The organism is Ralstonia sp. VS2407, from assembly GCF_052950655.1.
Genome location: NZ_JBRFVG010000010.1, coordinates 26685 through 39062 on the forward strand (window position 1 = coordinate 26685; position 12378 = coordinate 39062).

Below are 12378 nucleotides of genomic sequence, written 5' to 3' on the forward strand. Positions count from 1 at the left end.
TAGGTGAGCGAAGCGGAGCAGCCGTCACAGCCACGCGCCACTCCGCGCATGTTCGATCCCGGTTTGTTAAGAACTGAAAAGAAACGTTTGCGGGCGGGCAAGTTTCGAATTCGCGCTACAGGAATTCGCTTTGAAAATCGGGTTGCAGTCCGTACACTGAACAATTACTACATTGTGATGTGGCGGGCTTTTACGCCGCATCCGACCCATTGCCTCGGCAATGGTTGCCTTTCCAGTTTTCCAACGTGTTCGAGCCAAGGCGTCCCATGGTCAACGTCGATACCAAGCTGCTGGTGATTTTTGTTGAGCTGCTCAGCAAGCGCAACGCCACCTACGTGGCTGAAAAGATGCACATGACCGCACCGGCTGTCTCGCATTCGCTGGGCCGTCTACGCGAAATTTTCGACGATCCCCTCTTCATCCGTGTGCCGCATGGCCTGACTCCCACGCCCAAGGCGCTGGAACTGGGCCCCAAGGTGCGCGAGATGCTCGACTTGTGGGCCGCCATCAACGAAGGCGACATCGCCACGTTTGACCCGGCCGAAGCCACCGGCACGTTCAATGTCAGCTTTGCCGGCACGCTGGGCGATGCGCTGTTCGATCGCTTCCTGTTGCGCATCAAGCGGCTGGCGCCGGCACTGCAGGTGCGCCTGACCGAGTCGTCCTCGTGGGAAGCCGATGTAGCCGCCATGCGCGCCAACGAGCTGGATCTGGCGTTCTCGCCGTTCCCCACGCGCCACCCTGAGATCATGGAAGAGGTGGTGACCTCCTTCAACATGTGGGTCTGCGCACGCAAGGACCACCCGATCCTGGGCGAACGCTGCACGCTCGAGCAATACCTCGATTGCGAGCATATCTTCATCGCGCAAGGCAGCCCAGGCAGCCGCGTCGCGCCGTCGCTCATTCCGCTGGACTACGCCTTGCAGCAGCGTGGCCTCAAGCGCAACTCGACCATGACCGTGCATAGCTGGCGCACACAGGGCGAAGTGGCCGCCCAGACCGACATGATCTTCACGGTCAACTCGCTGATGAAGGATATGGTCTGCAAGATGTACGACCTCAACGCGTTCCCGCTGCCGGCGGAGCTTGAAACCGTGCTGGGCCTGAACATGCTGTGGCACCGCAGCCGCAACACGCATCCAATGCTGGTGTGGGCGCGTCAGCTCTTCAAGCAGGTCGTGGCCGAATACACTGGGCAGGCGTCGGGTGTTCCGGCGCATCCGCCCGTGCAAGCCAATGCGCACGGCAAGGCCGAGAAAGGCGGCCAGGGCGACGCAGAAAAGGAGGGCGAGACGCGGTTGTCCGTCTGACATCCGCCATCTCGCCGCTCCAATGAAAAACGGCCGCAGACGATGCGGCCGTTTTCTTTTGCGATAACGCTTCAGCGCTTTGGCCGGTGCGGGCAGGCTTCCTTCACGCAATTGCCATAGAGCGACAGCGCGTGCTCCTGCAGCGCAAAACCGCGCGCTCGGGCAATGCTCTGCTGGCGCTGCTCGATCTCGGCATCGAAAAATTCTTCCACGCGGCCGCAATCGAGGCACACCAGGTGATCGTGGTGCTTGCCTTCGTTGAGTTCGTAGATCGCCTTGCCGGATTCGAAGTTGTTACGTGACAGCAGCCCCGCCTGCTCGAACTGCGTCAGCACGCGATAGACCGTGGCCAAGCCAATGTCCATGTGCTCGGCGAGCAGGATGCGGTACACGTCTTCGGCGCTCATGTGGCGCTCTTCGCTGGTCTGAAAGATCTCGAGGATCTTCAACCGCGGCACCGTGGCTTTCAGACCGATGTTCTTGAGGTCTGCAGGACTCGGCATGCGCCAGGCTCCCTAGAGTACAATGTTCGGATTCCAATCATAAGGGTTTTGGCGGCAAAAGTCCTATTGACGGGCCTGCACGATGTGCCTGGCCCTCGCCGATTCCTCCCGTACCGGCATGTCCGGAACCGTTTGAAGGCCGATCGCTCATGACCTTTTCCTTTGCGCGCAGTCCTGTCCGTTTTGCCCACTTCGCCCGTCGCGGCGGTCTGATGGTGGGTGCCATGCTCGCTGCGTCGGCGTTGCTGGCCGGATGCGGCACCTATGACAGCACCACGCGCAAGATCGCCAATGCCATCACGCCGTATCGCATCGATATCGTGCAAGGCAATTTCGTTTCGCGCGAACAGGCGGCGCAGCTCAAGGAAGGCATGACGCGCGACCAAGTGCGCTTTGTACTGGGCACGCCGCTGTTGACGGATATGTTCCATGCCAACCGCTGGGACTACATCTTCTCATTCAAGCGGGGCAACACGGCCGTTGTGCAGGAGCGCAAGCTGACCGTGTGGTTTGACGGCGATCGCCTGGCCAAATGGGTGGGCGCGGATGAACTGCCGTCCGAATCGGAGCTGATCTCCGAAATCGACGGCATCAAGCGCCCGAAGAAGGACGCCGCGCAAGCCGCCGCTGCTGCGGGTGCCGCACCGGCAGCGCGTGCGCCGTCGATTCCATCGGCTGAAGCAGCCGACCGTGTGCAGTCGACCACCGGCTCCAAAAACAAAGTTGACGTGACGTTGCCGGAGCACCGCACCGGCGGTGGCGGTACCGACACCAGCGTTCCGCCGCCGGCCACTACGTCGCCCTGAACGCCCAGGGGCGCACGTAGCCAGAACACCGGCGCACCATCTTCGAGCGAGCGGCGGACGGGTTCCGCCGCTTGTGCGTTTTACAGACCGCTTTCTCTTTTGCAGCTTTTCGCTTCCACCGACATGAAAATTGCGATTGCAGGCGCCTCGGGCCGCATGGGCCAGATGCTGATCGACACCGTACTGCGCACGCCGGGCGTGGCGCTGGGCGCCGCCCTGGACCGCCCGGGCAGCGATGCCGTGGGCCAGGACGCAGGCGCCAAGCTTGGCAAGACCACCGGCGTGATCGTGACCGACGACGTGCGCGCCGGGCTTTCGCAGGCCGACGTGCTGATCGATTTCACGCGTCCTGACGCAACGCTCAATCACCTGAATGTGGCGCGTGAGCTGGGAACTGCCGTGGTGATCGGCACGACCGGTTTCACGGCCGAGCAGAAGGCCAGCTTCAAGACCTACGGTGAATCGATCGGCGTGGTCTGGGCACCGAACATGAGCGTGGGCGTGAATGCGACCTTCAAGCTGATCGAAGTCGCCGCCAAGATCCTGGCGCAGGGTTACGACGTCGAGATCATCGAGGCGCACCACAAGCACAAGATTGACGCGCCGTCTGGCACCGCGCTCAAGATGGGCGAGATCGTGGCCGAGGCACAGGGCACCAAGCTGGCCGACCGGGCCGTCTATGCGCGCGAAGGCGAGACCGGCCCGCGGGAGCTGGGCACCATCGGTTTTGCCACCGTGCGCGGCGGCGACATCGTGGGCGACCACACCGTGCTGTTTGCCGGTGACGGCGAGCGCATCGAGATCACGCATCGCTCCAACACGCGCCAGTCGTATGCCGAAGGTGCCGTGCGCGCTGCAATCTACGTAGCTGGCAAGAAGGGCTTGTACGACATGAACGACGTGCTCGGCCTGTAAATCAGGCGGGCTGGAAAGGGGCGCCGGCAGGCCTGTCCGGCGCCCTTTTTCTCCACTCGCGATCGCCCGGATGGGGCGGGTGGCGACGGTATAATCGGGCCTTTTCCGTTATTCAATCCGGCTGCGCGCGTTGGTGGCGCGGCTGCAATCGCCCGGGGCACCCGGACGACCCATCACCATGCAAGACAAATACTCCCCGTCTGAAGTCGAACAGCAAGCGCAGCAACACTGGCAGGCCGTGGATGCCTACCGGGTGACCGAACACGCGCGCGCTGCTGACGGCTCGGACAAGCCCAAGTTCTATGCCTGCTCGATGCTGCCGTATCCGTCGGGCAAGCTGCACATGGGCCACGTGCGCAACTACACGATCAACGACGTGATGACGCGTCAGCTGCGCATGAAGGGATTCAACGTTCTGATGCCGATGGGCTGGGACGCCTTCGGCATGCCGGCGGAGAACGCGGCGCTCAACAACGGCGTGGCACCGGCTGCATGGACGTACGACAACATCGCTTACATGAAGAAGCAGATGCAGTCGATGGGTCTGGCGATCGATTGGTCGCGCGAAGTGGCGACCTGCAGCCCCGACTACTACCGCTGGAACCAGTGGCTGTTCCTGAAGATGCTCGAAAAGGGCATCGCCTATCGCAAGACCGGCACCGTGAACTGGGACCCGGTTGACCAGACCGTGCTCGCCAACGAGCAGGTGATCGACGGGCGCGGCTGGCGCTCAGGCGCGGTCGTGGAAAAGCGCGAGATCCCGATGTACTACCTGGGCATCACCAAGTATGCGCAGGAGCTGCTCTCCGACCTCGACCCGCTTGGGTGGCCCGAGCGCGTCAAGCTGATGCAGCAGAACTGGATCGGCAAGAGCGAGGGTGTGCGCTTTGCCTTCCCGCACAACATTTCCGGGGATGACGGCAAGCTCATCAACGACGGCAAGCTGTACGTCTTCACCACGCGTGCGGACACCATCATGGGCGTGACCTTCTGCGCCGTGGCCGCCGAGCACCCGATCGCCGCGCATGCTGCGCAGACCAACCCGGCACTCGCCGCGTTCATCGACGAGTGCAAGCACGGCAGCGTCATGGAAGCCGACATGGCCACCATGGAAAAGAAGGGCATGCCGACCGGCCTGACCGTCACGCACCCGCTCACGGGCGAATCCGTGCCGGTGTGGGTCGGCAACTACGTGCTGATGACCTACGGCGATGGCGCCGTGATGGGCGTGCCCGCGCACGACGAGCGCGACTTTGCCTTCGCCAACAAGTACAACCTGCCGATCAAGCAAGTCATTGACGTAAAGGGCCAGCCGTACGACACGACCACCTGGGCCGAGTGGTACGGTGACAAGGAGCACGGCGTGCTCTTCCACAGCGGCAAGTACGACGGCCTGAACTACCAACAGGCCGTGGATGCCGTGGCCGCAGATCTGGCCGCCAAGGGTCTCGGCGAGAAGAAGACCACCTGGCGTTTGCGCGACTGGGGCATCTCGCGCCAGCGCTACTGGGGTACGCCGATTCCGCTGATCCATTGCGAAAGCTGCGGCGTCGTGCCGGTGCCCGAGAAGGATCTGCCGGTGCGCCTGCCCGAGGACCTCGTTCCCGATGGCACGGGCAACCCGCTCGCCAAGGACCCGCGCTTCCTGGAGTGCACGTGCCCGTCGTGCGGCAAGCCCGCGCGCCGCGAGACCGACACGATGGATACCTTCATCGATTCGTGCTGGTACTACATGCGCTATACGTGCCCGGACGGCGACACCATGGTCGACGCCCGCAACGATTACTGGATGCCGATGGACCAGTACATCGGCGGTATCGAACACGCCATCCTGCACCTGCTGTACGCGCGCTTCTGGACCAAGGTCATGCGTGACCTGGGCCTGGTCAAGTTCGACGAACCGTTCACCAACCTGCTCACACAGGGCATGGTGCTCAACGAGACGTACTACCGCGAAGACGCTTCGGGCAAGAAGCAGTGGATCAACCCGGCAGATGTCGACGTACAGACCGACGAGCGCGGCCGCCCCGTGGGCGCCACGCTCAAGGCTGACGGCCAGCCGGTGGTGATCGGCGGCGTGGAGAAAATGTCGAAGTCGAAGAACAACGGCATCGACCCGCAAGCGCTGATCGACCAGTACGGTGCCGACACGGCGCGCCTGTTCACGATGTTCGCCGCGCCCCCCGAGCAACAGCTCGAGTGGAACGACGCCGGTGTGGAAGGTGCCTCGCGCTTCCTGCGCCGTCTGTGGAACTTTGGCGTGGCCCATGGCGACGCCATTCGCGCCGGTCATGGCAATGGCGTCGTGGCGGGTGCAACGGATGCCGATCGCACGCTGCGTCGCGAGCTGTACACCGTGCTCAAGCAGGCCAACTACGACTACGAGCGCCTCCAGTACAACACCGTCGTCTCGGCGACGATGAAGATGCTTAACGCGCTGGAAGGCGCCAAGGACGCCGGCGCCGATGCGCGCCGCGAAGGCCTGGGGCTGCTGCTGCGCGTGCTGTATCCGGTGGTGCCGCACATCACGCACGTGCTGTGGACGGAACTGGGCTACGCCGGCGTGTATGGCGACTTGCTCGACGCCCCGTGGCCGCAGGTCGACGAAGGCGCGCTGGTGCAGAGCGAGATCGAACTCGTGCTGCAGGTCAACGGCAAGGTGCGCGGCAGCATCGTCGTGCCCGCCGACGCCGATCGTGCTGCCATTGAAGCGATTGCCGCCAAGGATGAAGCGGTCCAGAAATTTGCTGAAGGCAAGCCGCCCAAGAAGATCATCGTGGTGCCGGGCCGTCTGGTGAACGTGGTGGCCTGAGCGGCCATCCCACTCAAGGAACGCATGGTTATGTCGTTGTCCCGAGGTTTGTCCCGCCGCCGCTTTGGTCGCGCTGTCCTTGCCGTGGCGATCGCGCTGCCGGCGTTGTCCGCCTGCGGCTTCCACATGCGGGGCAATACCGATTTCGCGTTCAAGCGGCTGTACATCAATCTGCCGCAGAACTCGCAGATGCGGGCGCAGTTGCGTCGCTTGATCGACAACGGTTCCGACACCATCATCGTGTCGGACAAGAAAGACGCCGATGCGCTGCTTGACGTGCTGGCCGAAGACCGCGTGAAGACCATCTCGTCGCTCACGCCGCAAGGTGTGGTGCGCGAATACCGCATCACGTATCGCTTCCGCTTCCAGTTGCGCGATGCGCACGACAACTTGCTGATCCCGCCATCGGAAATCACGCAGTTCCGCGATCTCTCGTACAACGAGACGCAGGTGCTTGCCAAGGACTACGAAGAAGCGGCGCTCTACCGCGACATGCAGGGCGATACGATCAACCAGCTCGTGCGGCGTCTGGCCGCCGTGAAGCTGCCGTCGTAAGCGGCGGATCAGGGCAAGGTTTGCCATGCAATTGCGGCTCGATGCGCTCGAAGGTCATCTGAAGCAGGCCACCGCCAAGGGGCTCGCGCCGCTTTATGTGGTGCATGGCGACGAGCACCTGCTCGCGCTGGAAGCCGTCGACGCGCTGCGCCAGGCCGCACGCGCGCAGGGCTTTACCGAACGTGAGGTGATGAGCGTCGAGCGCGGCTTCTCATGGTCGCGGGTGACCGAGGCGCAGCAATCGATGTCGCTGTTCGGGGATCGCAAGATCGTCGAGCTGCGCATTCCGTCCGGCAAGCCCGGCAAGGATGGCGGCGAAGCCTTGCGCGCATTGGCTGCGGGCACACTGTCCGGCCCCGCCACCGATACCCTCACGTTGATCACGCTGCCGCGTCTGGATTTTGCGACTGCCAAGTCGGCGTGGTTTGCGGCGCTGGAAGGCGCTGGCGTGTCGATCAAGGTCGATTCGGTGGACCGCACCAAGCTGCCCGGCTGGATTGGCGAGCGCCTGGCGCGCCAGCAGCAGCGCGTGGAGCCTGGCGAGCCCGGCCGCCGCGCGCTGCAGTTCATTGCCGACCGTGTGGAAGGGAACCTGCTGGCCGCGCATCAGGAAATCCAGAAGCTTGGTCTGCTGCATCCGCCGGGCGTGCTGACGTTTGACGATGTGCACGACGCGGTGCTCAACGTGGCGCGCTACGACGTGTTCAAGCTGTCGGAAGCCATGCTGGCGGGCGATGTGCCGCGGCTGGTCCGCATGCTCGAAGGCCTGCGCGGCGAGGGCGAAGCGACCGTCCTGGTCCTCTGGACGTTGACCGAAGAAATTCGCGTATTATCAAAAATCGCCTCGGGCGCGGCCCAGGGCAAACCGGTGGCGTCCATGCTGCGGGAGCTTCGGGTCTGGGGCCCGCGGGAGCGGCTGGTGCCGCAGGCGGCCCAGCGGCTGTCGCAGCGCGAGCTGGAAGGCGCGCTCTCGATGGCTGCCAAGCTGGATCGGCAGGTCAAGGGGTTGCGCGAACCATCACTTCCGGCTGAACCATGGGATGGCCTGCTGCAACTGGCGATGCGCATCGCGCGGCCGGGCAGCCTCCCGGTGCCGGCCTGATCCGCGCCATCGGCGCAAGCCTCCGAATTGTCCTCACACTGAATTTGCCGGCAGTCCGCCGGTCGCGATCATCATGAAGCAGCTCGACGTGAACGAATACATGGCCCTGGTCGGCCGTCAGGCGCGCTCCGCCTCGCGCGGCATGGCACGTGCCGGCACCGCGCAAAAGAACCGCGCGCTGTTGCATATTGCAGCCGCCGTCCGTCGCGATGCCGCCAAGCTCAAAGAGATCAACGCCCGCGACGTCGAGCGTGCCCGCGCCAACGGCCAGGATGCAGCCTTCATCGACCGCCTCACGCTGACCGACCGCGCCATCGATTCCATGGCCGCTGGCCTGGAGCAGATCGCCGCGCTGCCCGACCCCATCGGCGAGATCAGCAACATGAAGTTCCGCCCGACCGGCATCCAGGTCGGCCAGATGCGTGTGCCGCTTGGCGTGATCGGCATCATCTATGAGTCGCGGCCGAACGTGACGGTGGATGCCGCGGCGCTGTGCATCAAGTCGGGCAACGCGACCATTCTGCGCGGCGGCTCCGAAGCGATCGAATCGAACGGCGCGCTGGCGGCGCTCATCGAGGAAGGGCTGGCCGATGCTGGCCTGCCTGCCAATGCTGTGCAGGTGGTGGCCACCACGGACCGCGCGGCGGTCGGCAAGCTCATCACCATGACGGAGTACGTCGATGTGATCGTCCCCCGCGGCGGCAAGAGCCTGATCGCGCGCCTGATCGAAGAAGCTCGGGTGCCGATGATCAAGCACCTGGACGGCATCTGCCACGTCTACATCGACGTCGATGCCGACATCGAGAAGGCCGTGCGCGTGTGCGACAACGCCAAGACGCAGCGCTATGCGCCGTGCAACACGATGGAAACGCTGCTCGTGTCGCGCGACGTGGCTGCACGCGCGCTGCCGCCGCTGGCAAAGATCTACCAGGACAAGGGTGTGGAACTGCGCGTGTGCCCGGCCACGCGTGCCACGCTGGAAGCTGCCGGTTTCGGCAATCTGAAGGACGCCGTTGAGGCCGACTGGCACACCGAATACCTCGCGCCGATCCTGTCGATCCGTACCGTCGACGGCCTGGACGCCGCCATCGAGCACATCAATACCTACGGCTCTGCACACACCGATTCCATCATCACCGAGAACTATTCGACCGGCATGCGCTTCCTGCGAGAGGTCGATTCGGCCAGCGTGATGATCAACGCATCCACGCGCTTTGCCGATGGTTTCGAGTACGGCCTGGGCGCCGAGATCGGCATCTCCAACGACAAGCTGCACGCGCGCGGGCCGGTCGGGCTGGAGGGGCTGACCTCGTTGAAGTACGTCGTGTTCGGGCACGGCGAGATTCGCACCTGATATCGCTTGCTGCACGTTAAGCGCCGCCACGAGCGGCGCGCTGTTTTTTCCGATCGCGCTTCACACCATTCACGGGACGGTTCGCATGCTCTGGGTCAAAGCCTTTCACATCGTCTTCATTGCGTCGTGGTTTGCCGGGCTGTTCTATCTGCCGCGTATCTTCGTCAATCTTGCGATGGAAACCGAGCGTGCGGCCATCACGCGCCTGCTGATCATGGCGCGCAAGCTGTTTCGTTTCACGACCATGCTGGCGATTGTCGCGATCCTGTTGGGGCTGTGGCTGTTCCTGGGATATCGCATCGGGCTGTATCCGCCCAATGGCTGGATGCATGCGAAGCTCGCGCTGGTGCTTGTGACGATCGGATACCACCATGGCTGCGGCGTGCTGCTGCGCAAGTTCGAGGCGGGCGCCAACAAGCGTTCCCACACGTTCTACCGCTGGTTCAATGAACTGCCGGTACTGTTGTTGCTGGCGATCACGATCCTGGTGGTCGTGAAGCCATTCTGATTTTTTCTGGTTTTCCGATGGCAACTGCTTACTTCGCGCCATGCCCCCGCGGGCTGGAACAGGCGCTGGCCGATGAACTGGCCGAAATCGCCATCCGCCCCGAGGTCGATGAGCTGGCCGGGTTCGAGGTGGGCCGCACCGTGCCGGGCGGCGTGCACTTCTTCGGCACGCAGGGCGCGGCGTATGCCGTCAACCTGCATAGCCGTATTGCCAGCCGCGTGCTGATGCGGCTCGGCTCGCGCGGGTATCGTTCGGAGGACGACATCTACGCGCTGGCCGCCGCGCAGCGCTGGGAAGATTACTTCACGCCCGACGAGATGATCCGCGTGGACGTGACTGCGCACAAATCGCCGTTGCAGAGCCTGAAGTTTGTCGGCCTGCGCGTGAAGGACGGGGTGTGTGACCGCTTCCGCCAGCGCATGGGCGCGCGCCCGAGCGTCGATACGGTCTCGCCCGACGTACGTATCTACGCGTACCTGACCGAGACCGACTGCACGATCTATCTCGACACCACCGGCGAGCCGCTCTTCAAGCGCGGTTGGCGCCAGGAAAAGGGCGAGGCCCCGCTGAAGGAGAACCTCGCCGCCGGCATCCTGCGCCTGACGGGCTGGACGGGTGCCCACGGCATGCCGTTCTACGATCCGATGTGCGGCAGCGGCACGTTCCTCGTTGAAGCCGCGCAGCGTGCGCTTGGCATTGCGCCAGGCGGGCAACGCGCCTTTGCCTGCGAGTGGTTGCAGGACCATGACGCCAAATGTTTCAAGCGCCTGCGCGAAGCCGCCGCCGATGCGGCCGCAGCATCCATGCGCCGTGCACCGCCGTTGGTTGCTGGTGCCGATATTTCCACCGACATGCTCGCCTATGCCGCTGCCAACTGGCAACGTGCCGGCCTGCCGGGCGAGCCGGTGCTCAAGCAGGTCGATGCGCGCTTCGGCAAGCCGCCATTCGAGACTGCCGGTGTGTTGCTGATGAATCCCCCATACGGCGAGCGTATTGTGGTGCGTGGTGCACACGGCTCGCGCCGTCGCCGGCCGGAAGGGGAGGGCGAGGAAGATGGCACCGTGTTCGAGCGCGCCAGCCGCGCCATGGGCGCCCCGCGCGACGACGGGCGCCGTCCGATGCGTGAGCTGCGTCAGCCCGAACCGCCACCGCCCGTCGACCCCGAGGAAGAGGCCGCCGCCAACGAATTTGCGCAGGCCTTTGCCGGCACGCTTAAGCGTGAATTCGCCGGCTGGAAGGCCTTCGTCTTCACCGGCGATCTCTCGATGCCGCGTCGGATGCGGCTGAAGGAATCCCAGCGCACACCGCTCTACAACGGCAACATCGAATGCCGTCTGTTTCGCTTCGATATGGTGAAGGGCGGCATGCGCGATCGCCCCGAACGGCCTGCACAGGACGGTACTTCAAACGACAACGCCGACGCATAAGCATCGGCGTTGCGTGACAACTGCGGGCCCGTTTCAGGCGGCCTGCAGATCCTGGAAATGCTCCATCCACGCCGCGAGTTGATCCGGCGTGAGTTGCGTCTGGTTGTCGAGCAGGCGCAGCTTCACCGTCGCGCCATCGCGCTCGGCCGTGAGCGACCAACCTTTGCCGTCGAGCCACAGCAGGAACGCCAGCCACTTGGCATGCGATTCCGACACCTTGTGCGTGGACGCCGCCTCCAGGAATTCCGTCAGCGCGGTGAGATCCACTACCGCCGCCGCATCGCTGCCCGACGGCGAGACCTTGCCGTGAAGTACCTCAGCCAGCACTTCCAACGCTTGCGCCGCGGGCTTGCTGTCAAAGCGCGATGACAAGTCCAGATATGCCTGCCGCACTGCGTGGCTGAACTCGCCGGTGCGCAGGCTTTCTTCGCCGACCAGCTCGGTGTAATCCTTCATCGCCCAGTCGGGCTGTGCCAGCGATTGCAGGCCAACGGCTGCTGCGGCGCGCAGGTAATCGTTGACGGCGCTGAACGACGACAGCCCCGACACCGCGAGGTACAGCGTCTGCAGCGCGCCGATGCGATGCGTGAGCGTCTGGCTTTGGCGTACGGTCATCTTTTCGCGCAGCAGTGCGTCACGCTCGCGGCGCAGATCGGAGAATTCCAATGCCTGCTTCAGTTCCACGCGCAGTGCGGTGATGTCCCACGGCTTCTTGATGTAACGGTGAATCTGCCCTTGGTTGACTGCCTCAACCGTGTCTTCGATTTCGGAGTAGGCGGTGGTCAGGATGCGCACGAGGTGCGGATAGCGCTCGCGTGCGTAGCGCAGCAGTTCGTTGCCGAGTTCACCCGGCATGCGCTGGTCCGACACGAGCACGCCCAGCGTGGCGGCGTGCTGGTCAAGCATGCGCTTGCCTTCTTCGACCGAGGTGGCGGTGACGACCGGCGCGAGTGAACCGATGGCACGGCCGAAGTAAGTCAGCGCCAATGTCTCGTCGTCCACGTACAGGATCTTGGGCTCGTTGCCCCCGGGATTGGTCATCCGTCACTCCTCATAGCAAATGCAGCCAATACGGCGAACGCGCGG

General features: G+C 64.0%; 11 protein-coding genes. 9 read left to right on the top strand and 2 right to left on the bottom strand.

Annotated features, from left to right (window positions below; all coding sequences use genetic code 11):
* The first annotated feature begins 266 nt into the window (after positions 1–266).
* Positions 267–1310, top strand: a complete 1044-nt coding sequence (locus tag ACU8YE_RS16805; protein WP_446929216.1) for a LysR substrate-binding domain-containing protein — start codon at positions 267–269, stop codon at positions 1308–1310.
* Positions 1311–1381: 71 nt separating this feature from the next.
* On the opposite strand, the gene fur is transcribed toward ACU8YE_RS16805, so the two are convergent.
* Positions 1382–1813, bottom strand: coding sequence for a ferric iron uptake transcriptional regulator (gene fur / locus ACU8YE_RS16810; protein WP_232040996.1), 432 nt, complete (start codon positions 1811–1813; stop codon positions 1382–1384).
* Between the two features lie 149 nt (positions 1814–1962).
* Here fur and ACU8YE_RS16815 point away from each other — a divergent pair, with 149 nt between their 5' ends.
* The 8 genes from ACU8YE_RS16815 (at position 1963) to ACU8YE_RS16850 (ending at position 11292) form a co-directional block, all read left to right on the top strand.
* Complete coding sequence (locus tag ACU8YE_RS16815; protein ID WP_316870198.1) at positions 1963–2619, top strand: outer membrane protein assembly factor BamE; 657 nt, start codon at positions 1963–1965, stop codon at positions 2617–2619.
* A 123-nt stretch (positions 2620–2742) separates the two neighbouring features.
* Positions 2743–3534 carry a 4-hydroxy-tetrahydrodipicolinate reductase gene (gene dapB, locus ACU8YE_RS16820; RefSeq protein WP_322017578.1) on the top strand — a complete coding sequence of 264 codons (792 nt, stop codon included), beginning with the start codon at positions 2743–2745 and terminating at the stop codon, positions 3532–3534.
* A 178-nt stretch (positions 3535–3712) separates the two neighbouring features.
* Positions 3713–6346, top strand: coding sequence for a leucine--tRNA ligase (gene leuS, locus ACU8YE_RS16825; RefSeq protein WP_446929217.1), 2634 nt, complete (start codon positions 3713–3715; stop codon positions 6344–6346).
* A 30-nt stretch (positions 6347–6376) separates the two neighbouring features.
* Positions 6377–6901, top strand: a complete 525-nt coding sequence (locus tag ACU8YE_RS16830) for an LPS-assembly lipoprotein LptE (RefSeq protein WP_260802158.1) — start codon at positions 6377–6379, stop codon at positions 6899–6901.
* A 25-nt stretch (positions 6902–6926) separates the two neighbouring features.
* Entirely contained in the window at positions 6927–8003 is a 1077-nt protein-coding gene (gene holA / locus ACU8YE_RS16835) for a DNA polymerase III subunit delta (protein WP_446929218.1), read from the top strand.
* 73 nt (positions 8004–8076) lie between these two features.
* On the top strand, positions 8077–9357 hold the full coding sequence (locus ACU8YE_RS16840) for a glutamate-5-semialdehyde dehydrogenase (protein ID WP_260802156.1): 1281 nt from the start codon (positions 8077–8079) through the stop codon (positions 9355–9357).
* Positions 9358–9442: 85 nt separating this feature from the next.
* A complete protein-coding gene (locus ACU8YE_RS16845) occupies positions 9443–9865 on the top strand; it encodes a CopD family protein (RefSeq protein ID WP_316870193.1) in 423 nt (140 codons plus the stop codon).
* Between the two features lie 17 nt (positions 9866–9882).
* Positions 9883–11292: a THUMP domain-containing class I SAM-dependent RNA methyltransferase gene (locus ACU8YE_RS16850; protein ID WP_260802155.1), complete on the top strand. Its 1410-nt coding sequence runs from the start codon at positions 9883–9885 to the stop codon at positions 11290–11292.
* Positions 11293–11325: 33 nt separating this feature from the next.
* Here the strand turns inward: ACU8YE_RS16850 and ACU8YE_RS16855 are convergent, their stop codons facing one another.
* Positions 11326–12333, bottom strand: coding sequence for a response regulator (locus ACU8YE_RS16855; protein WP_316870191.1), 1008 nt, complete (start codon positions 12331–12333; stop codon positions 11326–11328).
* Positions 12334–12378 lie beyond the last annotated feature (45 nt).